Consider the following 24,814-nt stretch of genomic DNA (forward strand, 5'->3'; position numbering starts at 1 on the left):
GCGCGTCGCAGTCGCAGCGAGCCACAGTCGGGGCGGGCGCGCCGGAGCACTCACGTATTCTTCATGAAGCGAATTCTGATCGTCAAAGTCACGTCGCTCGGCGATATCGTCGAGACGCTACCAGTCGTCTCGGACTTGCGGCGTGCATTTCCCGGCGTGCAAATCGACTGGGCCGCCGACGCCGCCTTCGCTGACATCATCCGCTGGAATCCGGGCGTCGATCGGGTGCTGAGCGCGCCGCTGCGCAAATTCAAGAAGGCGCGCAACTGGAACGACCTGAAGGGCATTGCGGCGTCGATCGGCGAACTGCGCGCGGAAAAGTACGACGTGATCCTCGATATCCATGGCGTGTACAAGAGCGCGATCATCGCCTTTATCGCGCGGGGGCGGCGGCGCTTCGGCTATCTGAATCAGGATCTCGGCGAGCGCGGCGCGGCCTTCGCGTATAACGCGCGCTTCGGCCCGCGCCCGCTCACCGATGCGTGGCGCGGCATGCGCGTGAGTGTCGCCGACGCGCTCGGCTACCGGTTCGACGACACGCCCGACTACAACATCTGCCTGCCGGCGCTTGCGCGCGACCTGGAAATTCCGCGCGGCGCACCGATCGCGATGCTGTTCCACGCCACGTCCGCGGACGTGAAGAAATGGCCGAAGGCGAATTGGGGTGAAGTGGGCCGCTGGCTCTCCGAGCGCGGCTACGCAATCGCGCTGCCCTGGGGCACGGAACGCGAGCGCGAAGAGGCACAGGCGATCGCGGCGCTGATGCCGGGCGCGATCGTGTTGCCGAAACTTTCCGTCGAGGAATGCGCGCACTGGATTCAGGCGTCGGAGATCGTGGTCGGAACGGACACGGGGCTCGTGCATCTTGCGCACGCGTTGCAGCGGCGCACGGTCATGTTGTTCGCCGCGACGTCGCGCGAGCATTTCGGCGTGAACGACCCCGGACGCACGGTGTCGATCGGCGACGAAGGTGCGCCGCCGGACGTGCCCGCCGTGCTGTCTGCAATCGAAAGCGTGATGGGCGGGCCTTCGCACGCTGCCGTTCGCTCGCCTCAGACCGGAGCGGCGATTCGCTAGACGAAGTTTGCGCGAATTAATGTTATGCGCATAAAACTTCTCGGTTCGCCGCGCAGCGCGGTAGTAAATCCACAGGGCGGAAGATATATCAGTGCGCTAACGTAAAACTTGCCGCACGACACTTGACGTAGGGCTCGCCAGGCACGACGATGGCGAAAAACACCTAAGAATCGTCCTATAAGATGACCGAAGAAACCGTCATAGACGCGAACCCGGCCCTGGTGCGCCTCCAAGAATCCGACATCCCGCTGAACGCCTCGCTCGAATGGCCGATCGTTGCGGCGGATGGCGCGTTGCTGTTCGACATCGGCGGGATCGTGCCGGGCGCGGCCGCGCGCGAGTTCATGTTCCGGCATTTCGAGCCGCATCGCTTGCTGGCGGAGCACAAGCCGAATGTGCCCGACGAAGAAGCCGTCAAGGACGGTCCGCTGACGCTCGACGACATTGGCCTCACGATCGGCGCGCGCGTGGGCTTGCGCGGCACGGGCGGGACGGGATCCGCCATGTACGCGAGCCGCGTGATCGGATTTTCGACGCCGCGCCGCAACGGCGAGCGCTCGCTTTTCGTGACGCAACCGCTGATGGCGGGTTTCGATCCGCTCGATCTGGGGCTGGGCGAACAGGTCGATCTGGTCGCGCTGACCGGGCGCGGCGTGTTCCGTTTCGCCTGCACGGTCGATGCAACCTGCCGCGAGCCGTTCAACTACGCCGTGCTTTCGGCGCCGGGCGCGATTCGCAGGTTGCGCACTCGGAAGTTCGCGCGCATGCCGACGCGTCTGGCCGCGCATTTCGCCGCCCAAGGCGAGTCCGGCGCGATGCAGCTCGGCCGCGTCAGCGACATCAGCCCTTACGGGATGTCGCTGACCGTTGCGCTGGCCGCCGCGCATATCGGCGATCGTTTGCAGCTCTCGTTCCAGTTCAAGACCGATGGCGTCGAGGTGAAGATCGACACCATCGCGATCGTGCGCCATGTCGGCACGCAGGATCCGGCGGATGGCAGCGCGGCTTACGGGCTCGAGTTCGAATCGCTCGAACCGTCGCAGCGTATCGCGCTGAAGTCGTTCATGGCCGAACACAGCTAGAACCATACGCGCCGCTACGCTGCGCGCGGCTCAGTTGCCCGGAAAACCGTCCGGGAAGAGCCGCTCGACGGCTGCCTCAAAGTGCTGGATCGGGGCGGCGCCGCGCAGCGCGATGGGCGGCGGCGGTTCCTGTCCCGGCGCCGGCTCGCGCGAGAGCACCGCGAACGGCACGCCGCTTACGCCCAGCTTCTTCGCGAACTCTTCGTCTTCGATCACGAGATCGGTGTACGTGCCGTCATCAAGTGCTTCTTCGAGCAGTTCCGGATCGACGCCGCAGGCGGCCGCGATGTCGAGCAGCGCATCGGTATCGCCGATATCGATGCCTTCCTCGAAGTACGCCTTGAAGATCGCGCGATGCACGAGGTCGAAGCGGCCGGACTCGCGCGCGAACAGCGCCGCTTCGAAGGCCTTGCGGCTGCGCGGCGCGACAGGCGGCATGCGCATCGTCACGCCGCGCTCTCCGGCGAGCGGACGCACGGAGCTTTCCCAGGATTCCGCGATCTTGTCGCTGTTGGGATCGAGCAGGGGAGCCGGCTCGGGACGCAGCTCGAACGCGTGCCAGCGAATCTCGACCGCGTCGCCGTATGCGTTGCGGAACTGATCGAGCACGGGCGTCTCGAGATAACAGAACGGACACACGAAGTCCGACCAGACGTCAATGTAAAGAACAGCCGTGGATGCCATGTGAGCCTCAAATGCGAACGGCGCCCGCGCGCCGTTGAACCTGACCGGGCGGCCGACGCGCTCAGGCGACGGCCGCAAAACCGGTATGTTAGCGCGTGCCGTCAACGGACGCGCGCCTCGGCGACAGGTCAGAAGCCTCCGTCGATCTCGATCTTGCTGCCATCGAAAAAGCGCGACAGGCGAAACGCGCGTGGATCGACGAGCGGAGCATCGTTCGCGACGAGGTCCGCCATCAACTGGCCCGCGCCCGGACCGATGCCGAAGCCATGGCCCGAGAATCCCGTCGCAATGAAGAGGCCCGGCCTGCGCTCGACGCCCGAGATCACGGGCACCGCATCGGGTGTTACATCGATATACCCCGCCCATGCCTGTTCGACGCGAAGATGCGCGAGCGCCGGGAAAATCTTTCGAAACTCGTCGATGGCAGCGTCGTTGAACGCCTCGACGGGCGCCGGGTCGAGCGTGCGCGCGGCTTCGAAGATCGTGGGCTGGTCGAGCGGCCAGCGCCGTGGCCGTCGCAGTTCTTCGAAAAATCGCGCGTTCAGGCCGAGCTTGATCGACCCGAGTTGACTCTTGAGCGCCGGCAGGAACTTCGCGAAGAGGCGAACGCTGTCCGGCGTGATGTCGTGATAGCTGTGGAACGCGTTGGCGATCGTGTAGCCGCCGTCGAGGCGCTTGCGGTAACCCATTTCCTGATTGCACGCGCTCACGTCGGGGCCTGCTACGGTTGCTTCGGGCGCGGAGGTGCGGATGACCGACGAGCGCACCATGAGCTGCGGCACGTCGATGTCCAGACTGCCCGCGAAGTAACGCGTCCAGGCTCCGCTTGCGATCACCACGCTCGCGCAGCCGATACGCCCGTGTTCCGTGACCACGCCGCTGACTGCGTCGCCGCTCGTTTCGATGCCGCGCACCGCGCACGGCGTGAGCACTTTCACGCCGCGTTCGCGCAGCGCGGCGGCCATGGCCGGCACGGCGCGTTGCGGCTCGGCGCGGCCATCGCCCGGCGTGTAGATGGCGCCCGCGAAGCGCCGCGATGCACCCGTCATCAACGCCGCGGTTTCCTCCGGCGAGACGATGCGCGAGTCGAGTGCGTCGCGCCCGACGAGTGCGATGGCGCGCGCGAGCCATGCCTCGTGATCGGCGAGGGACTTGGCGTCGTCGGCGGCGTAGAGGATGCCGCACTGGCGGAAGCCTGTGTCGATGCCGAGTTCAGCGTCGATGCGACGCCACAGCTTCAGGCTCTCGAGGCTCAACTCGAGCTCGCGCAAATCGCGATGCGTCGCGCGGCACCAGCCCCAGTTGCGACTCGACTGCTCGCCGGCGATGTAGCCTTTTTCGCATACGGCGACGGACAGGCCTTTTTCGGCGAGCGCACGCGCCGTACTGATGCCGATGACGCCGCCGCCCACGATGACCACGTCGACGTGATCGGGAAGCGCGCGGTCATCGGTTATGCGTTCGGTGGGTGGTCCCATGTTATGCGGTGCGTTCGAGAATGGCGCGATAGCGGCGTAACCCCGCTGGATCGATAAATCGAGGCGATGCGTCTTGCAGCGCGCTGATGCAACCTATGGTTGCGGTACTGCGTTCCTGTCGTGTTGCCGGGAAATGCTAAGTGAATCGTTTGTTTTTGACCATACGAATGAGATTGCCCGACAGCGGCAATGCCGCGATCGCCGCTCGCCAAGCCGTGTCGCACAAGAAATCCACGAAGGCATGGTCGGAACGATATAAGCCGATTCGCAAGCCCGCTGCGTCGCTTCGCGCGATCCGTTACGATGCGGAACGACGCACGTGCCCAGACCGCTCGGGCCAGACACAGGAACGGCACGCGTCGCACAGCTACCTTCATCGAACGTGCGCGTGATGCGAGAGCGGGCACGGCGCATGCGGAAGTCCAAAGCTCGCCGCGGGCATCGGCATCGCGCGGCGCGAGTCATCGCAGTTCCACTTCATTCTTCGGAGAACTCTCGTGCAAAAGACAGCATCGGCAAAATGGAGCGGCGGCATCAAGGACGGCAAGGGCTTCATCTCGACCCAGACCGGCGTGCTCAACGAAGCGCCCTATGGCTTCAAGTCGCGCTTCGAAGAAGGTCCGGGGACGAATCCCGAAGAGCTGATCGGCGCCGCGCACGCGGGCTGCTTCACGATGGCGCTCTCGCTGCAGCTCGAAATGGCGGGCATGAAGGCCGAGAGCCTCGAAACCAAGTCGACCGTCACGCTCGACAAGGACGGCGACGGCTTCACCATCACTGCCTGCCAGCTCGATCTGAAGGCGAAGATTCCCGGCGCGGACAAGGCCGCGTTCGACAAGGCCGCGCAGGCCGCGAAGGAAGGCTGTCCGGTATCGAAGCTGTTCGCCGGCAACACGAAGATCACGCTGAACGCGGAACTCGTATCGTAAGCAAGCTCGTGGCGCGACGAAACCAACGTGGACGGAGCATTCAGCCGTCCGCGTTTTTTTCGCGCGTCAGTTCTTCGATGACGAGCCGCGCCGGCGCGGGCAGCGCGGCGCCCCGGCGCGTCACGACGCCGTACGGCTCGGTGCGCGATCGCACCGCGATCGCGAGCCGCTTCGCGAGCCCGTGACCGGCGAGAAAGTTCGCCATGTCGAGCGGCATCATCGCGACGAGCGTCGGGTCGCGTTGCAGGAGCAGCACGGTCGTGATGGTCGATGCCGTTTCGATCGGATGCAGCGGCAGCGGCAGGCCCGCTTCGCGAAATTCGCGCTCGTACAGATTGCGGATCGGCATGATGGCCGGATAGACGATCCAGCGGCTCGACGCGAGTTCGGCGAGCTCGACGCGCGGGGCATCGACGAGCGCATGCGCCACGCCCGCGACGATCGCGAGGGGTTCGTCGCGCAACTCCACGTAATGGTAGTGATCCGGCTGCCGCGCGACGCTCGCGCGGCAGATCGCGACATCCAGCCTTCCCTGATCGAGCAGCGCCAGAAGCCGCGCGCTCGTGTCTTCGACCACTTCGACGGTCAACAGCGGTTGCCGTTCGCGCAGGCGCGCGAGCGCATCGACGAGCACGCCCGACACCGCGCCGGTGATCGCGCCGATCGCGAGCCGCCCGCCCGTGCCTTGCAGGATTCCCGCCATTTCCTCGCGCAGATGCGCGACGTCCATGTGAATCAGCCGCGCATAGCGAATCACGCAGCGCCCCAGCTCGTTCGGCTGGATGCCTTGCGCCGAGCGCGTGAAGAGCGTCGCGCCGAGCGTCGCTTCGATCTCGCGCAGCGCCTTGGTCGCGCCCGGCTGCGTGAGCGCCATTTCATCGGCGGCGCGATGCAGCGAGCCGTGATCGTCGAGCGCGATCAGCAGACGCAGTTGCTTGAGCCGCAGACGCGCGGCGATCGAATCGGCATTCGGCAGCATGACGTGAGTCGAGTAGGGGACTACGAGAAGATAACGGAAAGTTATCGCCTCGGCAGCAGCTTTCATTATTCAGGCAGCGCAGCGTTCTCTACATTGTGGGTTCTGTTCACCACGATCAAGGAAACACCCGCTCATGAAGCTTCTGCGATACGGCGCTCCCGGCCGCGAAAAGCCCGGCCTTCTCGATTCCAGCGGCGCGATCCGCGATCTGTCCGGGGTCATCGGCGATGTGGCGGGCGATGCGCTCCTGCCCGAATCGCTCGCGCGTCTCGCGAAACTCGATGTGCCGACGCTGCCGATCGTCCCGCCAGGCGAACGCATCGGGCCGTGCGTGGGACGCGTCGGCAAGTTCATCTGCATCGGCCTGAATTACGCGGATCACGCGGCGGAATCGAATCTGCCGGTGCCCGCCGAGCCGGTCGTGTTCAGCAAGTGGCTCTCGTCGATCGTCGGCCCGAACGACGACGTGCGCATTCCGCGCGGCTCGAAAAAGACCGATTGGGAAGTCGAACTTGGCGTCGTGATCGGCCGTGGCGGCGCATACATCGATGAAGCCGACGCACTCAGCCACGTCGCCGGCTATTGCGTGATCAACGACGTGTCGGAGCGCGAGTATCAGATCGAGCGCGGCGGCACGTGGGACAAGGGCAAGGGTTGCGACACCTTCGGTCCGATCGGCCCGTGGCTCGTCACCGCCGACGAAGTGCCCGATCCGCACAAGCTGCCGCTCTGGCTCGAAGTCGATGGCAAGCGCTATCAGAACGGCAACACCAGCACGATGATCTTCAAGGTCGGCGAAATCATCTCGTATCTTTCGCGCTTCATGAGCCTGCAGCCGGGCGACGTCATTTCGACGGGCACGCCGCCGGGCGTCGGCATGGGGCAGAAGCCTGAAGCGGTCTATCTGCGCGCGGGTCAGACCATGCGCCTCGGCATCGAAGGACTCGGCGAACAACAGCAACGGACGGTGGACGCATGAACCGCTACGACTTCACGCAACGCGCGGCCGTCGTCACGGGCGGCGCGCAGGGTATTGGCTACGCGGTCGCGCAGCGTCTGCTCGAAGGCGGCGCGCGCGTCGCGCTCTGGGATCGCGACGAAGCCGCGTTGTCCGTGGCGCGCGCCAGTCTGGGCGATGTCGAAACGGTCGTGGTCGATCTGACCGATCGCGACGCCGTCGCGCGCGCCGCATCGAGCACACTGGAACGCTTCGGTCAAATCGATGTGCTCGTGCACAGCGCGGGCATCGCGGGCGCGAACGCGCCGGTAGCCGATTACGCGCCGGAGGAATGGACGCGCGTGATCGACGTCGATCTGAACGCGGCGTTTCATGTCAATCAGGCCATCGTCCGGACGATGATCGCGAAAGGATATGGACGCATCGTCAATATCGCGTCGATCGCGGGCAAGGAAGGCAATCCGAATGCGTCTGCTTACAGCGCGGCGAAAGCGGGGCTGATCGCGCTGACCAAGAGTCTCGGCAAGGAAACGGCGGGGCTCGATATCGCCGTGAACGCCGTGACGCCGGCCGCCGCGCGCACCAAGATCTTCGAGCAGATGAAGCAGGAACACATCGACTACATGCTGTCGAAGATTCCGCGCGGGCGCTTCGTCGAAGTGAGCGAGATCGCGGCGATGGTCGCGTTCCTCGCGTCGTCGGAGAACTCGTTCACGACGGGCGCGGTGTTCGATCTTTCCGGAGGTCGCGCGACTTACTGACAGCCGTGGCAGACCCATAACAAAGCAATAACAAAGCAATAACAAAGAAAGGAGACAACGTGGATTCCATCGCCGCCCCGCGCGACGCAGCGCTCGACGACACCCAGATCTACCGAAAGGTGTTCTGGCGTTTCGTGCCGCTGTTCGTCGCGTGTTTCGTGTTCTCGTATCTCGACCGCATCAACATCAGCTTCGCGAAGCTGCAGATGCAAAGCGAACTCGGCTTCTCCGACGCGATGTACGGCTTCGGCGCGAGCGTGTTTTTCGTCGGCTATTTTCTGTTCGAGGTGCCGAGCAACATCGTCCTGCATCGCGTCGGGGCGAAGCGCTGGATCGCGCGCATCATGATTACGTGGGGCATTGCGTCGGCGTGCATGATGTTCGTTCGCACCGACACGTGGTTCTACGTGCTGCGCTTTCTGATCGGCGCGCTGGAAGCGGGCTTCGTGCCCGGTGCGCTGTATTTCTTCACGAAGTGGTTTCCGTCGTCGCGGCGCGGGCGCATCAACTCGTTTTTCATGGCGTCGATCGCGCTGTGCGGGATCATCGGCAGCCCGCTGTCCGGCGCGATCATGAAGTTCTGCGACGGCTTGCACGGCATGCCCGGCTGGCAGTGGCTCTTTCTGCTCGAAGGCATTCCCTCGGTGCTGCTCGGCTTCGTCGTACTCGCGTTCGTCGATGACGACGTCGATCACGCGAAATGGCTCGACGCCGATGAGAAGCGCGCGCTGAAAGCACAACTCGCGCGCGATCCAAAAGTCGGCGAAGTGCATTCGCTCAGGGCCGCGTTCAGCGAGCCCGTCACGCTCGTGATGGCGCTGATCTATCTGTTCCTCGCAATGGGCATCTACGGTCTCGTCTTCTGGATGCCGCAGCTCGTCAAGACCGCCGGCACGAGCGATCCGTTCATGATCGGCCTGATCTCGATGCTGCCGTACGCGGTCGCGGGTATCGGCATGATCCTGATCGGCAAGCATTCGGACAAAACCGGCGAGCGGCGTTATCACCTTGGCGCATGTGCGCTCGCGGGAACGATCGGTTACGTGCTGTGTGGCTTCTTTCCGGGCAACACCGTGATGCTCGTGGTCGGCCTGACGATCGCGGCGACCGGCATCATCACCTCGCTCGGCCTGTTCTGGATTTTGCCGACGCGCTTTCTCACCGGCATCGCGGCGGCGAGCGGCATTGCGCTGATCAACTCGGTCGGGCAGTTCGGCGGCATCATCAGCCCGTACATGGTAGGCAAGGTCAAGACCATGACCGGCAGCGCGACGCCGGGCCTCTACGCGATCGCGTTCGCGTGCCTGCTCGGCGCGATGCTGATCGTCTGGGGCTTGCCGCGCCGGCTGTACTTCAGGGAAAGCGGCAGCGAGTGAGGCGTTTCAGTGCCCCGGGCCGCCCTTCCGGGCGGCCTTGTGCGCGTACATCTTGCTGTCGCTCAAGGCGAGCAGATCGATTACCGACGCATGCCGCGCCGCTTCGAACTGCGTCTGCCCGACGCTGAAGCGAATCCGATAGCCGCGCGCCGATTCCGCATCGAATTCGGCGAGCGCATCCCGCAGGCGTTCGAGCGCGCGGCGCGTTTCGTCTTCGCGGGCGTCGGTCAGCAGCGCGACGAATTCGTCGCCGCCCAGACGGCCGATTACATCGCTTTCGCGCAGCGCGTCGCGCAACGCGGCCGCGAAGGTCTTGAGCGCACGGTCGCCCTCGGCGTGGCCGAAAGTGTCGTTGATGCGCTTGAAGTCATCCAGATCGAAGAACAGCAGCGTTGCGTCGCGGCTCATGCGCTTGCAGACATTGAGCGCGTGTTGCGCGAGCGCCTCGAAGCCGCGGCGATTGGCGATCAGCGTCAGCTCGTCGACGGTCGCGAGCTCGATCGCGGCGATCTCCTGCTCGGCGATATGCGCAAGGTCGCGCAACAGGCCGCGCTGCTCGGCGTCGAGTTCGCGCGGGCGCGTGTCGATGAGGCAGAGCGTGCCCAGCTTGGTGCCATTGGGCACCGTGAGCGGCTGGCCCGCGTAGAAGCGAATGCCGGGATCGCCCGTGACGAGCGGGTTGTCGTGAAAGCGCACGTCGGCGCGGGCGTCGGGGATCATGAAGACGTCTTCGTGCATGATCGCGTGACCGCAGAAGGAGATGTCGCGCGTGGTCTCCTGCACGCCCAGACCCGCGCACGATTTGAACCATTGCCGGTTCTCGTCGATGAGGCTCACCAGCGCGATCGGCACGTCGAACAGGCGGCGCGCGAGCCGCGTCAGCCGGTCGAAGCGTTCTTCGGCGGGCGTGTCGAGGATTCTCAGCGTGCGCAGCGTGGCCAGGCGGGCGGGTTCGTTCTCGGGTATGGGTGCGGCGAGCATGTGTTTACGTGTCCGGTTCGTGACCACCAGATCATATTTTCCGACAATTGCGCGCTGGAGTCAGCCGCTCATGGCGCACGCGCTATCATGCCGAAGGTCTGCGGCCCTTTGTCACTGCAAATTCCTCGCACGCCCGGCGCTCGAACGGGTCCGACGCATTCGGCGCGATTTGCAGAAGCTTGCGGCCACATCGCATGAGCCGACGATCCCATTCACCCGATCCGCCCGGAGCGCCGATGAAATTCAAGCTGGACTGGACCATCATTACCCCGATTGTCGCGCTCGTCGTGCTCGCCGCGAGCGCGCTGATCCAGAGCGGCGTGATCGTCGTGCTCGCGGCCATCGCGCTCGCGTTCGCCGTGTTCGCGGCGGTTCATCACGCGGAAGTGGTCGCCCATCGCGTCGGCGAGCCGTTCGGCACGCTGGTGCTCGCGATCGCCGTCACCGTGATCGAGGTCGCGCTGATCGTCTCCGTGATGCTCTCCGGCGGTCCGGAGAAAGCCGGCCTGCCACGCGACACCGTATTCGCCGCGATCATGATCTGCAGCGGGGCGATCGTCGGCTTATGTCTTCTGGTCGGCGGCATCCGCCATCATGTACAGAATTTTCAGCTGCAGGGCGCGAGCGCCGCGCTCGCGATCCTGTGCGCGCTTTCCGTGCTCACCATGGTCTTGCCGAACTTCACGAGCACGGTGGTCGGTCCCGCGCTTTCCAACTCGCAGCTGATCTTCGTCGGCGTGGTCTCGCTCGTGCTGTACGTGACCTTCGTGTTCGTGCAGACGATCCGCCATCGCGATTATTTCCTGCCGCCGACGCCGGAAGTCGCCGCCGGCGCCGCCGAGGAAGAGGACGCGCCGCACGCCGCGCCGCCGACCAGCCGCGAGGCGTGGGTGGCGCTCGCCTTTCTGCTGTTGTCGCTGGTATCGGTGGTCGGGCTGGCCAAGCTGCTGTCGCCGGCGGTCGAGGCGGGCGTCGCGGCGGCGGGCGCGCCCGAAGCCGTGGTCGGCATCGTGATCGCCGCGCTCGTGCTGCTGCCGGAAGGTCTCGCGGCGCTGCGCGCGGCGCGGCTGAATCGCCTGCAGACGAGCCTGAATCTCGCGCTCGGCTCGGCGCTCGCGAGTATCGGCTTGACGATTCCGACGGTCGCGGTGGTCTCCATCGTCATCCATCAGCCGATTTCGCTCGGCCTCGCGCCGAAGGAAATCACCATGCTGGCGCTTACGCTGCTGGTGTCCGTCATCACGCTCGGCACGGGCCGCTCGACGGTGCTGCAAGGCGTCGTGCATCTCGTGATCTTCGCGGCTTTCCTGTTCCTTTCGGTCGTGCCTTGACGAACGTCGCGCGCCGAACCGTGTGATTTTGTTACCATTCCCGGTTTTTCGCGCGGCCGTGCGCGACGTTTCAGCGTTTCATCGAAAGCGTTACATCGAAAGTCCCGAAGGAAAAGCATGTCATTCAAGAAGTCCGCATCGCTCGCGATGCTTGCGGCGCTCGCCGCCGTTTCGTTGTCCACGCAAGCCAAGGAGATCACGCAAATCCGCTTCGCCGTCGATCCTTCCTATCCGCCGTTCGAATCCAAGCAGGCCGACGGCAAGCTCGCCGGCTTCGATATCGACCTGGGCAACGCGCTCTGCACGCAGATGAAGGTCAAGTGCGTGTGGGTCGAGAACAATTTCGACGGCATGATTCCCGGCCTGAAGGCGCGCAAGTTCGACGCCGTGCTGTCCGACATGGGCATCACCGAAGAGCGCCTGAAGCAGATCGATTTCACCGATCCGCTCTATGACACGCACACGCAACTGGTCGCGCGCGCGGGCTCCGGCCTGCTGCCGACGCCGCAATCGCTCAAAGGCAAGCGCGTCGGCGTCGAGCAGGGCACGGTGCAGGAGCGTTACGCGAAAGTGAAGTGGGAGCCGCAGGGCGTCACGGTCGTCGCCTACGGCGATCAGGAGCAGGTCGAGTCGGACCTCGTCGCGGGCCGCATCGACGCGATGTTCACCGACGCCGCGCAGGCCGCCATCGGCTTTCTGAAGAAGCCGCAGGGCAAGCCGTTCGCGCTGGTCGGTCCGATCGTCGAGGACCGCGCGATTATCGGCCCGGGCACGGCGATCGGCTTGCGCAAGGGTGACGCCGATCTCAAAAACGGCCTGAACAGCGCGTTCGCCGAAATCAAGAAGAACGGCACGTTCAAGCGCATCATGGCGAAGTACTTCGAGACCGATATCTCGATCCAGTGATCGCCGTCTGACGCGTTTCCTCCGAAAAGGCATCGCTCGCGATGCCTTTTCTTTTCCACGAGAGATTTTCGAAGATGCAGGTTCAGCATCATCCGCTGCTCGGCGTGTCGCTCGGCACGGCGCGCGCGATTACGAGCTACCGGTTCGGTCCGGACCATGATCCTGCCGCGCCCAAGGTCTATATCCAGGCGTCGCTGCACGCCGACGAGCTGCCCGGCATGGTCGTCGCGTGGATGCTCAGGCGGCGTCTGGCCGAACTCGAAGCGGCGGGGCGGCTGGCCGCGCGCATCGTGCTCGTGCCGGCGGCGAATCCTGCCGGCCTGAATCAGCACTGGTTCGGCACGCAGATGGGCCGCTTCGACATGGCCTCGGGCCAGGACTTCAACCGGCGCTTTCCGGAGCTCGGGCCCGAACTGGCGATGCAACTGAAGGACCGGTTCAACGACGACGAAGCGCACAACGCCCGCCTGATCCGTGCAGCGCTGGCCGAAACGCTCGCGACGCGCCGACCCGCGACAGAACTCGAATCGCAGCGTCTCGAACTGATGAAGCTCGCGTGCGACGCCGATCTCGTCATGGATCTGCATTGCGACTGGGAAGCGGTCGTGCATCTCTACACGACGCCCGAGGCCTGGGACCGCATCGAGCCGCTCGCGCGCTATCTCGGCAGCGAGGCGCAGTTGCTCGCGGATGTCTCGGGCGGCGAGCCCTTCGACGAGGCGTGCGCGGCGGCGTGGCGTTATCTGCGTGGCGCATTCGGCGAGCGCGTGCCGATTCCGCTGGGCGTGACGCCCGTCACGCTGGAGTTGCGCGGCGTGCGCGACGTGTCGCACGAACTGGCTGCGCGCGACGCGCAGGCGCTCATCGACTATCTGACGCACGCGGGCATGATTTCCGGCGAAGCGCCGCCAGCGCCGCCGCTGCGTCATCCCGCGACGCCGCTCGCGGGCTGCGAATACGTGCACGCGCCGTTGTCGGGCGTGATCCTGCATCGGCGTGAAATCGGCGAAACGGTGCGTGCGGGCGATGTCATCGCCGAGGTGCTCGATCCGCTCGAGGACCGGCTCGTGCCGCTCGTCGCGCAGACCGAAGGCGTGCTGTACGCGCGCCACTGGACGCGGTTCGCGACGGCCGGCATGCTCGTCGCGCGAATCGCGGGCCGCGAAGCCGCGCGCACCGGCGATCTGCTCGTGCCCTGAGAGCGCGGCCGACGGTTACCATAGGTTCGGCAAGCCCCAAGTCCAGGAGAACGACAAAACATGCTGAAGAACATCGATCCGCTGCTCAACGCCGACATCCTCCACGCCCTCTGCGCGATGGGCCACGGCGACGAAGTCGTGATCTGCGACGCCAACTTTCCCGCCGATTCCGTCGCGCGTCAGACCGTCCTCGGCCGCGTGCTGCGCCTCGACGGCGTGAGTTCGCCGCGCGCCGTGCGGGCCGTGCTGTCGGTGCTGCCGCTCGATACGTTCGTGGATCATCCGGCTGAGCGCATGCAAGTCGTCGGCGATGCGGCCGCGCTTCCCGCCGTCCAGCGCGAGGCCCAGCATGAGGTCGATGCCGCCGAGGGGCGCGCCGTGCCGTTCGCATCGGTCGAGCGATTCGCGTTCTACGCCCGGGCAAAACAGGCGTATTGCGTGATCGCGACCGGTGAGACGCGCGGGTACGGTTGCTTCATCTTCAAAAAAGGGGTTCAGCTCGCGCCTGACGCGCCGCAAAATTGACCAATCGACCTAGGGAATACCCTGTTGCATTTTTGAGAAGTTGTTGCAATGCAGCGAGAAAGGCGTATAGTTAGGGTTATCCCCTAGCTACTTTCCCTGAGAGATGCACATGAAAACCACTGCTCAACAATCCCTGGTCGTTTCGTTCGGTTCCTGGCTGCGCGCGGCAAAGGCTGCGGTGCGTCGTGAGTGGAATCGTGCGCTGCAACTGCATCTGCAGAACTGCGAGATCCTCGTCGAATCGTATCGCCGCAAGTAAGCGAAACGCGAGAGCATCCCGGTCAGCAAGCATCACAGCAACGCCCCGGAAGCGAAAAGGCTTCCGGGGCGTTGTCGTTTTTGCCTTTGAAGAGCCTTGACATGCAACCAAATGGTTGCATAATGAGTCCATGGATGACGATTCGGTTTTCCGCGCGCTCGCGGATGGAAGCCGCAGGCAACTGCTCGACCGGCTGCACACAGTCAACGGCCAGACGCTCGCGGATCTGTGCGACGGGCTTGGCATGACGCGTCAGGCGGTATCGAAGCATCTGGCCGTGCTCGAGGCCGCGAATCTCGTGTCGACTCAGCGGCACGGCCGCGAGAAGCGTCATTTTCTCAATCCGGTGCCGATTCACGACATCGCGCAACGCTGGATCAGCAAGTTCGAGTATCCGCGTCTGGATGCGCTGGCCGATCTCAAACGCACGCTAGAAGGAGACGATCATGAGTAGCGACACTTTCGTGTATGTCACTTACATCCGCACGACGCCCGAGAAGTTGTGGGACGCGCTGACGAATCCGGAATTCGTCAGGCGTTACTGGTTCGGAATGCACCAGGAGTCCGACTGGAAGGTCGGGTCGGCGTGGAAGATGCTGTTTTCGGACGGACGGGTTGCGGATTCCGGCGAAGTGCTCGAAGCGGAGCCGGGCAAGCGCCTCGTGCTGAAATGGCGCAACGAATTCCGCGACGATCTGAAGGACGAAGGCTGGTCGCGCTGCACCTACGAGATCGAAACGCATGCCGAAGCGGTGAAGCTCACCGTCACGCACGTGAGCGAGGGCAGGAAGTTCATCGAGGCCGTGTCGGGCGGCTGGCCCAAGATTCTGTCGAATCTCAAGTCGCTGCTGGAGACGGGCGCCGTCGCGTTCACGACGAAATAGCACCGCCAAACGAAACGGCGCGCTGTCCTCATCGGACAGCGCGCCGTTTTCGTTTCAGACGATGTCAGACGATGCAAGCGGCGATCAGATCGCCCAGCCGCCGAGATAGAACACCGCGAGCACGAGCGCGATCGCCACGGTGCCGACATTCAGCTTGCGCCATTCGCCCGCCACGACGCGGCCGATCACGAGCGTCGTGAAGCCGAGCATGATGCCCGTCACGATGTTGGCCGACAGCACGATATACACCGCGCACACGAGACCCGACATGGTGTCGACGGTGTCCTCGAAGTGCAGCTTGCTGACGTTGCCGAGCATGAGCAGGCCGACATACATCAGCGCAGGGGCCGTCGCGTAGGAAGGCACCAGCGCGGCGAGCGGCGAGAGGAACATCACGACGAGGAAGAGCACGCCGACGACGCTGGCCGCCAGACCCGTCTTCGCGCCCGCCGCCACGCCCACCGACGACTCGATATACGCCGCCGCCGGCGCTCCGCCGAAGCACGCGGAGAAGATCGAGGAGAGCGAATCCGCGGTCAGCGCGCGGCCGCCGTTGACGATGCGCCCGTTCTGGTCGATCTGGCCCGCCTGGCCGGCGACGGCGCGGATCGTGCCGGTCGCGTCGAATACGGCGGTCATGACCAGCGCGAGCACGCTCGGCAGCACGGCCATCGAGAGCGCGCCCTTGATGTCCATGGCGCCGATCAGCGACGAATGACCCGGAGCCGACAGCGACGGCACCGCGAACACGCCATGAAAGCGCACGGAAGGATCGAAGATCAGGCCGATCGCCGACAGGCCGATCACCACGAGCAGGATGCCGCCCGGCACGCGACGGCGCTCCAGACCGAAGATCGCCGCGAGACCCAGCACCGACATCAGCACCGGAAACGCCGTGATATGCCCGAGCGAAACCGGCATGCCGGGCGCGGGATTCTTGATGATGAGGCCGACATCGTTCGAGGCGATCAGCAGCAGGAACAGGCCGATGCCGATGCCCGTGCCGTGCGCGACGCCCGTCGGCAGATTGCGCAGGATCCACGAGCGCACGCCGGTGACGGAGATCGCGGTGAACACGATACCCATCAGGAACACCGCGCCGAGCGCGATGGCGGGCGTGAGCCCCTTGCCGAGCACAAGGCCGAACGCGGTGAACGCGGTCAGCGAGATCGCGCAGCCGATCGCGATCGGCAGACGCGCCCATACGCCCATCAGGAGCGAGCCGAACGCGGTGGTGAGGCACACGGCGACGAACACCGCGCTGGTGTCGAAGCCGGCCTTGCCGAGCATGCCCGGCACGACGAAGACGGAATAGACCATCGCGAGGAAGGTCGTGATGCCCGCGACGATTTCGCGTTTTTCAGTGCTGCCGGTTTTCGAAATGCCGAAGTAACGATCGAGAAAGCCGCCGTTTCCGGACGGTGCGGCGTCTTCGCGTTCCGTGGGGGTGATGTCGATGTCGCCAAGTTGCTGGGCGGAGGATTCCAACATGAGCTGCTCCTTTATCAGCACGCTGAAACGGAATTCCGTGGGCCACGTTTCTAATTCGCCGGGCACTGCGGATCCGCCGTCAGGGTCGTCTCGTATGTAGTTCTGGATGAAGCCGGGTGACGCGCTCGTAAGGCTGCACTCGGTCAGGACAGAGACTAGGGGAACAGAACGCGGGGTCCAATCCCATGAAAAACATGCCGCTCATGCCGCGCGGCTTATATGCCGTGAATCCCACGCGGGGCGGGGGATTCGCCGATCCGTAAAACGGCCGGACTAGGGCAAACGCCTAGGCCGGCCGGGCCGCTATTTTACGCGTTGCGCGTGCCGCGGCGCATTACTTGATCACGCGGGACACACCACGTCCGCGCGGATCGGACATCGGCTCGGGCGTGTCGCCGTCGATGCGGATCGCCTGGATGTCGCCGTTGAAGCCCTGCATCGTGAACTTGTAGCCCTTGGCTTCGAGCTGCTTGATGACTTCCGGATCGAGCTGATGGTAAGGCTCCTGGAAGATCGTGTTCGGCGGCAGCAACTGATGATGGAAGCGCGTCGCGCCCACCGCTTCCGCCAGCGGCATGTTGAAGTCGTACACGTTGGACAGAACCTGGAAGATCGACGTGAAGATGCGCGATCCGCCCGGCGTGCCGATCACCATCGCGACCTTGTCGTCCTTCGTGAGGATGGTCGGCGTCATCGAGGAGAGCGGGCGCTTCTTCGGCGCGATGGCGTTCGCATCGCTGCCGACCACGCCGAACATGTTCGGCACGCCCGGCTTCGACGCGAAATCGTCCATTTCGTCGTTGAGCACGATGCCCGTGCCTTCCGCGACCACGCCCGAGCCGAAGTAGCCGTTGATCGTGTACGTGTTCGACACCGCGTTGCCCCACTTGTCGACCACCGAGAAGTGCGTCGTCTCTGCCTTTTCGGGCATCGACGTGCCGAGTCCCGGCTGCACGCTCTTCGTGTCAGAAGGCTCGTTCGGGTTCACTTCCTGCGCGCGCTTCAGGATGTAGTCGTCGTTGATGAGCTGCGCGACCGGCACCTTGTAGAAGTCCGGATCGCCGAGATACTGCGCGCGATCCGCGAACACGCGCTTCTCGATTTCCGCCACGAGGTGAATGTACTGCGCGGAATCGAGCGGCACGTCGGTGAACTTGTCCTTGAGGTCCGCCTTCATCTTCAGCAACTGCACGAGGCCGACGCCGCCCGAGCTCGGCGGCGGCGCCGTGATCACGCGATAGCCGTTCCAGCTCGCGGTGATCGGCTGACGCCACACGGCCTTGTAGCTCTTCAGATCCTGCCTCGTGATGAGGCCGTGGCCTTCCATCGACCTGGCGATCAGATCGGCCGTCTCGCCTTCGTAGAAGCCTTTCGCGCCTTTATCGGAGATGCGCTGCAGCGTCTTCGCGAGGTCGGGCTGCTTGAATACCTGACCGGCCTTCATGCTGCCGAAGTAGAGGTCGAAGTTGGTCTTGCCGGCGAAGTCCTTCGAGGCGTTGTCGCGCCGCGAGATGAGTTGATCGTCGACTTCGAAGCCATCCTGCGCGTATTTGATGGCCGGCGCGAGCACCTGCTTCCACTTCAGCTTGCCGAAGCGCTTCTGCGCTTCCCACATGCCCTCGACCGTGCCCGGCACACCCACCGCTCGATGCCCGTACAGGCTCATGTCCTTGATGACTTCGCCTTTATCGTCGAGATACATGTTGCGCGTGGCCGACATCGGCGCGCGCTCGCGATAGTCGAGGAAGTACGGACGATGATCGACGTACAGCGTCATGAAGCCGCCGCCGCCGATATTGCCCGCTTCCGGATACGTGACCGCAAGCGTGAAGGCGATCGCGACGGCCGCGTCGACCGCATTGCCGCCTTGCTTGAAGATCTGCTCGGCGGTGTCGGCGGCGTATTTGTCGGCGACGGCGACGGCCGACGAAGTCAGCACCTGCGATTGATCGGCCGTCTTGGCGTAGGCGGGCGCGGTTTCGACAAATCCCGCCGTGATGAGCGCGGACGTCATGATGGCGCCGAGTGCGAGCGACCGGATGCGCGGTTCTGTTTTCAAAATCATCTCCTGCGTTCTCCTTTGTTACGAGCGACGAAAAGCCAAGCGCTTGTATACCACGCGCGGTGCGGTCCGAGGATCAGGGCATCAACTGACCGCCGTTCACGTCGATGATCTGGCCCGTCACGTAGCGCGACATCGCTTCGGAGGCGAGATACAGGAACGCGCCGCTGCAATCGTCGGGTTCGCCGATGAAGCCCATCGGAATAGCCTTGCGGAAGGATTCGAGCTGCTCGGGCGTCGTGAAGCGCTCCTGGAACGGAGTCTGGATAACGCCCGGCGCAACTGCATTCACACGGATGCGGTCGGGCATGAGTTCCTTCGCCATGCCCTTGGTGATCGTGCTGACGAAGCCTTTCGACGCCGCATAGAGCAGCGCGCCCGGACCTCCGCCATTGCGCGCCGCCACCGATGTCACATTGATGATCGACCCGCCGCCGCCCGAGCGCAGCGAGGGCAGCGCCGCGCGCGTGAATGCGACCACCGAGCGCGCGTTGATGTGCATGATTTCGTCGAAGAGCTCGTCGCTGGCGGAGGCGATCGGCTCGCGCTTCACGAGGCTGCCCGCGTTGTTGATGAGCACGTCGATCTTGCCGAAGCTGTCGACCACCTGCGCGACGGCGGCGTCGATCGCTTTCGAATCGCGCACGTCCGCGCCGACCGTGATCGCCGTGACGCCGAGCGCGCGCACGTCCTTCGCGACTTCCTCGGCCTGCTCCTTCGAACTGTTGTAGTGCACGGCGACATTCGCGCTGTATTGCGCGAACGCGCGCGCCGCCGCCGCGCCGATGCCCGTGCTCGCGCCGGTGATGAGAATCGATTTGCCTTTCAGGTCGTGCATGTGTGCTCCGTGTGGAAAGTGGCGAAACATGACGGAAGACGGCCCGCCGCGCGCGGGCAGGCGTTGCGGAAAGCACTATGAAGCGCCCGCTGCAGACGAGAGTATGAAACGAAGCGCGAAAGCGCGTGCGGCGAAGTTGGACAGGAGCAGACGGGAATGTCCGGCTTCAATCCTCGAATGAGTAATTCTCGATCACGCGCTTCACCGAATTCCGGAACGACGCGACCAGATCCGAGCGGATGCCGCTGCTCGGATACGACAGCGCGTATTCGTATTCGATGTCCGTCTCGAACGGCCGCACGACCACGCCATGCGCGCGCCAGACCTTCGCCGCGAACGGCTCGACGATCGAGATGCCGAGGCCGCCCGCGACCATCGCATAGCGCGTGTGGGCAGTGTCGGTGAACACGGTGTAGCGCGGCCGGTCTTCGGTGGACGAGATCAGCGATTGCTCGGCCTCATAGGGCTGACGCGCATTCGGCAGCCAGCCGATCAGCTTCTCCCCGCGCAGGTCGTCGGGGCGCACGATCTTTTTCTTCGCGAGCTTGTGCGTGGCGGGCATCGCGCACGAGGCGGGCACCTTCAGGAGCGTCTCCACCTCGATGCCCGCGACCGCCGGAAAGGCGAGGCTCAGGGCGACATCGGCCTTGTGATTCTGCAGGTTCACGAGCACTTCGGGCACCTTGACCGAATCGACCTTGATCGGCACGCCGGGATGACGCTCGGTGAAATCGACCAGCACGGGCGGCAGAAGGGTCGTCGCGAGCACGGGCATGCACGCGACGATCAGGCCATCGGACGCTTCCTCGCGAATCATCTCCGCGACCTGCTTGAGGCGCTCCAGCCCGAGGAAGTTCTCCTCGACGGACTTGTAGAAACGCAGACCGGCGGTCGTCGGATTCAGGCGACCGCCGATGCGGGAAAACAGGCTGAAGCCGAGATCGGCTTCCAGATCGGCGATCAGGCGGCTGATCGCGGGCTGGGTCACGTGAAGCTTCTTTGCTGCGCCGACACTGGTGCCGGTCATGATGAGGCTGCGAAAAGCCTCGATCTGGCGGAAACGGATCATCTTGCGGACGGCTGTAAAGGCAGGTTTATGCGGCGACGCCGATCTTATAGGAAACAAGCACTAGCTGCCTTAGAAGCCTTTCTGACAGGAACCGCGCCCAATGCGCGAAGTGTGCGTTTATCCAACGAACTGCACGAGTATTCGAAAAATTTAGTGTCTATAAGCACATGTGAGTGGCATCTGTCTTATTGATGCGAAATACTCGCCGCCAGCCTTCAAGGGCGATGAAAGCGTCGACGTAAGCAAAAATCTGTTGACGCGAGCGTCGGCGTGCGAAACGACGCATCACATCGGCCCTTGATCGAAAGCTTTTCGTTAGTTTTGCGAAGTTCGGCGCCGCGATTGTTTATCTCGTTTCGGATAAACAGCTCCGGGCGTGGACAGCGCATGTCTTCGAAAGGCGACAAACGATTACACGAGACGAAGAAAGAGGACCCCCCAATGAAGCTTTTTGCCGTTCCCCACGCACTCATCCAGCGCACGACCTTTGCCACCGCAGCGGCGTTCGTGCTTGCGGCGGCTGCATCGCACGCGTCGGCGGCCACCGTGCCGTCGGGCGTCACGCTCGCCGCGAAGCAGGAGCTTGTGCGCAACAACGGATCGGAGACCGAGACTCTCGATCCGGCGCTGGTGGAATCGGTGGGAGCCTACAACCTCACGACGGACCTGTTCGAAAGCCTGACCGCCACCAATAACGATGGCGCGGTCGTGCCCGGCGTTGCCGAGAAATGGGAGCAGAAAGACGCGACGACCTGGATCTTCCACCTGCGCAGGAGCGCCCGCTGGTCCAATGGCGAGGCCGTCACGGCAAACGATTTCGTCTACGGCATCCAGCGCTTCGTCGATCCGAAGACGGCCTCGTCCTACGCGAACGTGTTCGGCGTGTTCCTGCTCAACGGCGCGGACGTCGCCGCCGGCAAGAAGCCGGTGAGCGCGCTCGGCGTGCGTGCGATCGACGCATCGACGGTCGAGGTGAAGACGGCGGGGCCGGTGCCGTTCATGCCCGAACTGATGTCGAATCCCAACTTCGCGCCTGTGCATCGCGCGAGCGTCGAGAAATTCGGCAAGGACTGGACCAAGCCGGGCAATCTCGTGAGCAACGGCGCGTTCCAGTTGAAGGACTGGCAGGTCAACAGCAAGATCGTGATGACGAAGAGCCCGGACTACTGGGACCGTGCGAACGTGCAGCTCACGCAGGTCACCTATCTGCCGATCGAGGATGAGAACACCGACGTCAAGATGTTCCAGTCCGGCGAAAACGACATGACGTATCAGATGCCCACCGGCACCTACGCCAAGTACAGCCAGCAGTTTCCGAAAGACGCGCGCAATTCGCTGATTCTCGGCACGCGCTACTACAGCTTCAACAATCGCGATCCGCTGCTGAAGGACGTGCGTGTGCGCAAGGCCTTGTCGATGGTCATCGACCGTGATCTGCTCGCACAGCGCGTGACCGCGGACGGGCAGGTGCCCCTCTACGGCGCGCTGCCCAAGGGCGTGGTCGGCGCCGACGTCACGACCTACGAATGGGCAGCCTGGCCGATGGCCAGGCGCGTCGAGGAAGCCAAAAAGCTGCTCGAACAGGCGGGCGTGAAGCCCGGCACCAAACTTCGTTTCGCGATGAACACGAGCGACTACAACAAGAAGATGGCGATTTTCATCGCATCGGAATGGAAGTCGAAGCTCGGCCTGACGATGGACATCGAATCGATGGAATTCAAGGTGCTGCTGAAGAAGCGCCATGCAGGCGACTATCAGATTGCCCGCAACGGCTGGGTGGCCGACTACAACGACGCCACGACTTTCCTGCAACTGGTCGGCTGCGGCTCGGATCAGAACGACAACTTCAACTGCAACCCGAAGGCGGACGCGCTCGTCAAGGAAGCGAGCCAGACCACGGATCAGACGAAGCGCGCGCAATTGCAGACCCAGGCAGCGAAGATGATCATGGACGACTATCCGATGCTGCCGCTCCTCCAATACGGCCTGCCGCGTCTGGTGAAGAGCTACGTGGGCGGCTACTCGCTGAAGAACCCGATGGATCGGTATCACAGCAAGGAGCTTTACATCGTCAAGCACTGACCTCACCGATCTCACTGCCATTAGCGAAGGGGAACGCTCATGTGGTCCTACACGTTGCGGCGCGTGCTGCTCACGCTGCCGACGCTTCTGATCGTCATCACGGTCTGCTATCTGCTGTTGCACGCGACGCCCGGCGGCCCGTTCGACGGCGAGCGCAAGGTTTCCGCCGAAGTGCTCGCCAACCTGAACGCGAAATATCACCTGGGCGAGCCGTTGTGGAAGCAGTATCTGCTCTATCTCGACGGCCTCCTGCACGGCGATCTCGGCGCGTCGTTCCGCTATGCCGACTGGAGCGTCAACGACCTCGTGCTGCGCGCGCTGCCGGTGTCGCTCGCGGTGGGCGGCGTGGCGATGCTGCTCGCCATCGTGGTCGGCGTGGCGCTCGGCGTGGTGGCGGCGCTGCGCCGCAACACCATCGCGGACTACGCGCTCATGCTCGTGAGCAACGCGGGCAACGTGTTCCCGTCGTTCGTGCTCGGACCGGTGCTGATCCTCGTCTTCGCGATCCTCCTGAAGTGGTTGCCCGCCGGCGGCTGGAACGACTTCGAGTTGCGCTACATGGCGCTGCCCGTGTTGCTGCTAGCGATGATCAACGTCGCGACCGTCGGCCGCGTGACGCGGGCGAGCCTGATCGAAGTGCTGAACACCAACTACATCCGCACCGCGCGCGCCAAGGGCCTGCCGATGCGAACCATTGTTCTTCGTCATGCGCTGAAGCCCACGCTGATCCCGGTCGTCTCGGTGATCGGCCCGCTCGCGATCTCGTCGATCACGGCGGCGGTCGTCACGGAGTCTGTGTTCTCGCTGCCGGGCATCGGCAAGCTGATCGTGAATGGCGCGGCCAATCGCGATTACACGCTGGTGCTCGGGCTCGTCGTGCTGGTCACCGTGGTGGCCGTGCTGCTCAACCTGCTGGTCGATCTCGCGTATGCGTGGCTCGACCCGAAGATTCGCTACTGAGAGGGCGCGCGATGAAATCTGCAACGCTTGCACCCATGCTGGAAAAGGCGGTCGCGGGCCGCAGCCCGTGGCAGGACGCGCGCGCGCGATTCCTGCGCAACAAGGCCGCGGTCGTGAGCCTCGCGCTGCTCGTGCTGATCACGCTCGCGTGCATCGTCGGGCCGTGGCTCCTGCCGAACGAATTCGACTCCACCGACTGGAACGCGACCAGCGTCGCGCCGACGCTCGCCGGCTGGCATCTCTTCGGCACCGACGACACCGGTCGCGACCTGCTCGTGCGCTGCCTGATCGGCGGCCGCGTCTCGCTGATGATCGGCGCGCTCGCCACGCTCACTTCGGTCACGCTCGGCATCGTGTGGGGCGCGATCGCGGGCTTCGTCGGCGGACGCACGGACAACGCGATGATGCGCATCGTCGACATGATGTACGCCATTCCCTATCTGCTCATCGCGATCCTGATGGTGACGCTGCTCGGTCGCGAGTTCTATCTCGTGGTCATCACCATCACCGTGTTTTCATGGATGGACATGGCGCGCGTCGTGCGCGGCCAGACGCTCTCGATCCGCTCGAAGGAATATGTCGAAGCGGCGCGCGCGATCGGCGTGCCCACGCGCCGCATCATCGCGCGGCATGTGGTGCCGAACCTGCTCGGCATCGTCGCGATCTACACGACCGTGACCGTGCCGGCCGTGATTCTGACGGAATCGGTGCTGTCGTTTCTCGGCCTGGGCGTGCAGGAACCGATGACGAGCTGGGGCGTGCTGATCCAGGACGGCGTCGGCGTGATGGAAGCGTCGCCGTGGATTCTGCTGTTCCCCGCCGGGCTGTTGTCGATCACGCTCTACTGCATCAACTTTGTCGGCGACGGGCTGCGCGACGCGCTCGATCCGAAGGACAGGTGAG

24 protein-coding genes are annotated in these 24,814 nt (G+C 64.2%); 16 read left to right on the plus strand and 8 right to left on the minus strand.

The genetic code is table 11. From position 1 onward, the window contains the following. Positions 1-63: 63 nt before the first annotated feature. Positions 64-1,077 (plus strand): lipopolysaccharide heptosyltransferase I, encoded by a 1,014-nt coding sequence (gene waaC, locus AWB79_RS16000; RefSeq protein ID WP_061168387.1) that lies wholly within the window; start codon positions 64-66, stop codon positions 1,075-1,077. A gap of 182 nt (positions 1,078-1,259) precedes the next feature. Beyond that, entirely contained in the window at positions 1,260-2,159 is a 900-nt protein-coding gene (locus AWB79_RS16005) for a flagellar brake protein (protein ID WP_061168388.1), read from the plus strand. Between the two features lie 30 nt (positions 2,160-2,189). On the opposite strand, the gene AWB79_RS16010 is transcribed toward AWB79_RS16005, so the two are convergent. Together AWB79_RS16010 and AWB79_RS16015 are read right to left on the minus strand one after the other, a co-directional pair. Beyond that, the gene (locus AWB79_RS16010) at positions 2,190-2,843 is read right to left on the minus strand and encodes a DsbA family oxidoreductase (RefSeq protein WP_061168389.1); all 654 of its coding nucleotides are present in this window, start codon (positions 2,841-2,843) and stop codon (positions 2,190-2,192) included. Positions 2,844-2,971: 128 nt separating this feature from the next. Continuing rightward, positions 2,972-4,321 carry an NAD(P)/FAD-dependent oxidoreductase gene (locus AWB79_RS16015; RefSeq protein ID WP_061168390.1) on the minus strand — a complete coding sequence of 450 codons (1,350 nt, stop codon included), beginning with the start codon at positions 4,319-4,321 and terminating at the stop codon, positions 2,972-2,974. Between the two features lie 497 nt (positions 4,322-4,818). On the opposite strand from AWB79_RS16015, the gene AWB79_RS16025 reads away from it, so the two are divergent. Further along, positions 4,819-5,250, plus strand: coding sequence for an OsmC family protein (locus tag AWB79_RS16025; protein ID WP_061168392.1), 432 nt, complete (start codon positions 4,819-4,821; stop codon positions 5,248-5,250). Positions 5,251-5,290: 40 nt separating this feature from the next. Here AWB79_RS16025 and AWB79_RS16030 read toward each other — a convergent pair whose 3' ends face one another. Then, complete coding sequence (locus AWB79_RS16030; protein WP_061168393.1) at positions 5,291-6,229, minus strand: LysR substrate-binding domain-containing protein; 939 nt, start codon at positions 6,227-6,229, stop codon at positions 5,291-5,293. 133 nt (positions 6,230-6,362) lie between these two features. On the opposite strand from AWB79_RS16030, the gene AWB79_RS16035 reads away from it, so the two are divergent. The 3 genes from AWB79_RS16035 to AWB79_RS16045 are packed head-to-tail and all read left to right on the plus strand — an operon-like array spanning position 6,363 to position 9,324. Next, positions 6,363-7,208, plus strand: a complete 846-nt coding sequence (locus AWB79_RS16035) for an ureidoglycolate lyase (protein ID WP_061168394.1) — start codon at positions 6,363-6,365, stop codon at positions 7,206-7,208. Next, positions 7,205-7,948, plus strand: coding sequence for an SDR family oxidoreductase (locus tag AWB79_RS16040; RefSeq protein ID WP_061168395.1), 744 nt, complete (start codon positions 7,205-7,207; stop codon positions 7,946-7,948). Before AWB79_RS16035 ends, AWB79_RS16040 begins: the two co-directional genes overlap by 4 nt. Before the next feature lie 59 nt (positions 7,949-8,007). Then, positions 8,008-9,324, plus strand: coding sequence for an MFS transporter (locus AWB79_RS16045; protein WP_061168396.1), 1,317 nt, complete (start codon positions 8,008-8,010; stop codon positions 9,322-9,324). A gap of 6 nt (positions 9,325-9,330) precedes the next feature. Here AWB79_RS16045 and AWB79_RS16050 read toward each other — a convergent pair whose 3' ends face one another. Next, positions 9,331-10,305 (minus strand): GGDEF domain-containing protein, encoded by a 975-nt coding sequence (locus AWB79_RS16050; RefSeq protein WP_061168397.1) that lies wholly within the window; start codon positions 10,303-10,305, stop codon positions 9,331-9,333. Positions 10,306-10,541: 236 nt separating this feature from the next. Here AWB79_RS16050 and AWB79_RS16055 point away from each other — a divergent pair, with 236 nt between their 5' ends. The 7 genes from AWB79_RS16055 (at position 10,542) to AWB79_RS16080 (ending at position 15,409) form a co-directional block, all read left to right on the plus strand. After that, on the plus strand, positions 10,542-11,636 hold the full coding sequence (locus AWB79_RS16055) for a calcium:cation antiporter (protein ID WP_061168398.1): 1,095 nt from the start codon (positions 10,542-10,544) through the stop codon (positions 11,634-11,636). Between the two features lie 117 nt (positions 11,637-11,753). Then, positions 11,754-12,542, plus strand: a complete 789-nt coding sequence (locus AWB79_RS16060; RefSeq protein ID WP_061168399.1) for an ABC transporter substrate-binding protein — start codon at positions 11,754-11,756, stop codon at positions 12,540-12,542. A gap of 74 nt (positions 12,543-12,616) precedes the next feature. Further along, positions 12,617-13,741: a succinylglutamate desuccinylase/aspartoacylase family protein gene (locus AWB79_RS16065; protein WP_061168400.1), complete on the plus strand. Its 1,125-nt coding sequence runs from the start codon at positions 12,617-12,619 to the stop codon at positions 13,739-13,741. A gap of 60 nt (positions 13,742-13,801) precedes the next feature. After that, complete coding sequence (locus AWB79_RS16070) at positions 13,802-14,266, plus strand: RbsD/FucU family protein (protein ID WP_061168401.1); 465 nt, start codon at positions 13,802-13,804, stop codon at positions 14,264-14,266. Between the two features lie 109 nt (positions 14,267-14,375). Next, positions 14,376-14,525 (plus strand): hypothetical protein, encoded by a 150-nt coding sequence (locus AWB79_RS39525; protein ID WP_157695790.1) that lies wholly within the window; start codon positions 14,376-14,378, stop codon positions 14,523-14,525. Between the two features lie 130 nt (positions 14,526-14,655). Next, positions 14,656-14,979 carry an ArsR/SmtB family transcription factor gene (locus tag AWB79_RS16075; RefSeq protein WP_061168402.1) on the plus strand — a complete coding sequence of 108 codons (324 nt, stop codon included), beginning with the start codon at positions 14,656-14,658 and terminating at the stop codon, positions 14,977-14,979. Then, positions 14,972-15,409 (plus strand): SRPBCC family protein, encoded by a 438-nt coding sequence (locus AWB79_RS16080; protein WP_061168403.1) that lies wholly within the window; start codon positions 14,972-14,974, stop codon positions 15,407-15,409. Before AWB79_RS16075 ends, AWB79_RS16080 begins: the two co-directional genes overlap by 8 nt. Positions 15,410-15,493: 84 nt before the next feature. Here the strand turns inward: AWB79_RS16080 and AWB79_RS16085 are convergent, their stop codons facing one another. From AWB79_RS16085 to AWB79_RS16100, 4 genes are all read right to left on the minus strand, one after another. Then, a complete protein-coding gene (locus AWB79_RS16085) occupies positions 15,494-16,900 on the minus strand; it encodes an NCS2 family permease (RefSeq protein ID WP_096031547.1) in 1,407 nt (468 codons plus the stop codon). A 334-nt stretch (positions 16,901-17,234) separates the two neighbouring features. Beyond that, entirely contained in the window at positions 17,235-18,914 is a 1,680-nt protein-coding gene (gene ggt / locus AWB79_RS16090; RefSeq protein WP_374728546.1) for a gamma-glutamyltransferase, read from the minus strand. Positions 18,915-19,038: 124 nt separating this feature from the next. After that, on the minus strand, positions 19,039-19,800 hold the full coding sequence (locus AWB79_RS16095; protein ID WP_061168405.1) for an SDR family NAD(P)-dependent oxidoreductase: 762 nt from the start codon (positions 19,798-19,800) through the stop codon (positions 19,039-19,041). A gap of 166 nt (positions 19,801-19,966) precedes the next feature. Next, complete coding sequence (locus AWB79_RS16100) at positions 19,967-20,827, minus strand: LysR substrate-binding domain-containing protein (RefSeq protein ID WP_232470915.1); 861 nt, start codon at positions 20,825-20,827, stop codon at positions 19,967-19,969. Between the two features lie 483 nt (positions 20,828-21,310). Here AWB79_RS16100 and AWB79_RS16105 point away from each other — a divergent pair, with 483 nt between their 5' ends. Genes AWB79_RS16105 through AWB79_RS16115 form a run of 3 tightly spaced genes read left to right on the plus strand, consistent with a single transcriptional unit; the run spans position 21,311 to position 24,813 of the window. Next, on the plus strand, positions 21,311-22,951 hold the full coding sequence (locus tag AWB79_RS16105) for a peptide ABC transporter substrate-binding protein (protein WP_061168407.1): 1,641 nt from the start codon (positions 21,311-21,313) through the stop codon (positions 22,949-22,951). Positions 22,952-22,990: 39 nt separating this feature from the next. Further along, entirely contained in the window at positions 22,991-23,911 is a 921-nt protein-coding gene (oppB, locus tag AWB79_RS16110) for an oligopeptide ABC transporter permease OppB (RefSeq protein WP_061168408.1), read from the plus strand. Positions 23,912-23,922: 11 nt separating this feature from the next. Next, positions 23,923-24,813 carry an ABC transporter permease subunit gene (locus AWB79_RS16115; protein ID WP_061168409.1) on the plus strand — a complete coding sequence of 297 codons (891 nt, stop codon included), beginning with the start codon at positions 23,923-23,925 and terminating at the stop codon, positions 24,811-24,813. Position 24,814 lies beyond the last annotated feature (1 nt).

The organism is Caballeronia hypogeia (genome assembly GCF_001544875.2).
In the GTDB taxonomy this organism is placed as follows: domain Bacteria; phylum Pseudomonadota; class Gammaproteobacteria; order Burkholderiales; family Burkholderiaceae; genus Caballeronia; species Caballeronia hypogeia.

Excerpts from the sequence above, each read along its gene's own strand:
- AWB79_RS16035 (WP_061168394.1), top strand. The coding sequence starts at position 6,363 with ATGAAGCTTCTGCGATACGGCGCTCCCGGCCGCGAAAAGCCCGGCCTT.
- AWB79_RS16080 (WP_061168403.1), top strand. The coding sequence starts at position 14,972 with ATGAGTAGCGACACTTTCGTGTATGTCACTTACATCCGCACGACGCCC.
- oppB (WP_061168408.1), top strand. The coding sequence starts at position 22,991 with ATGTGGTCCTACACGTTGCGGCGCGTGCTGCTCACGCTGCCGACGCTT.
- AWB79_RS16055 (WP_061168398.1), top strand. The coding sequence starts at position 10,542 with ATGAAATTCAAGCTGGACTGGACCATCATTACCCCGATTGTCGCGCTC.
- AWB79_RS16050 (WP_061168397.1), bottom strand. The coding sequence starts at position 10,305 with ATGCTCGCCGCACCCATACCCGAGAACGAACCCGCCCGCCTGGCCACG.
- AWB79_RS16015 (WP_061168390.1), bottom strand. The coding sequence starts at position 4,321 with ATGGGACCACCCACCGAACGCATAACCGATGACCGCGCGCTTCCCGAT.
- AWB79_RS16070 (WP_061168401.1), top strand. The coding sequence starts at position 13,802 with ATGCTGAAGAACATCGATCCGCTGCTCAACGCCGACATCCTCCACGCC.
- AWB79_RS16065 (WP_061168400.1), top strand. The coding sequence starts at position 12,617 with ATGCAGGTTCAGCATCATCCGCTGCTCGGCGTGTCGCTCGGCACGGCG.
- AWB79_RS16105 (WP_061168407.1), top strand. The coding sequence starts at position 21,311 with ATGAAGCTTTTTGCCGTTCCCCACGCACTCATCCAGCGCACGACCTTT.
- AWB79_RS16060 (WP_061168399.1), top strand. The coding sequence starts at position 11,754 with ATGTCATTCAAGAAGTCCGCATCGCTCGCGATGCTTGCGGCGCTCGCC.
- AWB79_RS16075 (WP_061168402.1), top strand. The coding sequence starts at position 14,656 with ATGGATGACGATTCGGTTTTCCGCGCGCTCGCGGATGGAAGCCGCAGG.
- AWB79_RS39525 (WP_157695790.1), top strand. The coding sequence starts at position 14,376 with ATGAAAACCACTGCTCAACAATCCCTGGTCGTTTCGTTCGGTTCCTGG.
- AWB79_RS16100 (WP_232470915.1), bottom strand. The coding sequence starts at position 20,827 with ATGACCGGCACCAGTGTCGGCGCAGCAAAGAAGCTTCACGTGACCCAG.
- AWB79_RS16005 (WP_061168388.1), top strand. The coding sequence starts at position 1,260 with ATGACCGAAGAAACCGTCATAGACGCGAACCCGGCCCTGGTGCGCCTC.
- AWB79_RS16030 (WP_061168393.1), bottom strand. The coding sequence starts at position 6,229 with ATGCTGCCGAATGCCGATTCGATCGCCGCGCGTCTGCGGCTCAAGCAA.
- waaC (WP_061168387.1), top strand. The coding sequence starts at position 64 with ATGAAGCGAATTCTGATCGTCAAAGTCACGTCGCTCGGCGATATCGTC.
- AWB79_RS16010 (WP_061168389.1), bottom strand. The coding sequence starts at position 2,843 with ATGGCATCCACGGCTGTTCTTTACATTGACGTCTGGTCGGACTTCGTG.
- AWB79_RS16115 (WP_061168409.1), top strand. The coding sequence starts at position 23,923 with ATGAAATCTGCAACGCTTGCACCCATGCTGGAAAAGGCGGTCGCGGGC.
- AWB79_RS16040 (WP_061168395.1), top strand. The coding sequence starts at position 7,205 with ATGAACCGCTACGACTTCACGCAACGCGCGGCCGTCGTCACGGGCGGC.
- AWB79_RS16095 (WP_061168405.1), bottom strand. The coding sequence starts at position 19,800 with ATGCACGACCTGAAAGGCAAATCGATTCTCATCACCGGCGCGAGCACG.
- AWB79_RS16085 (WP_096031547.1), bottom strand. The coding sequence starts at position 16,900 with ATGTTGGAATCCTCCGCCCAGCAACTTGGCGACATCGACATCACCCCC.
- ggt (WP_374728546.1), bottom strand. The coding sequence starts at position 18,914 with ATGACGTCCGCGCTCATCACGGCGGGATTTGTCGAAACCGCGCCCGCC.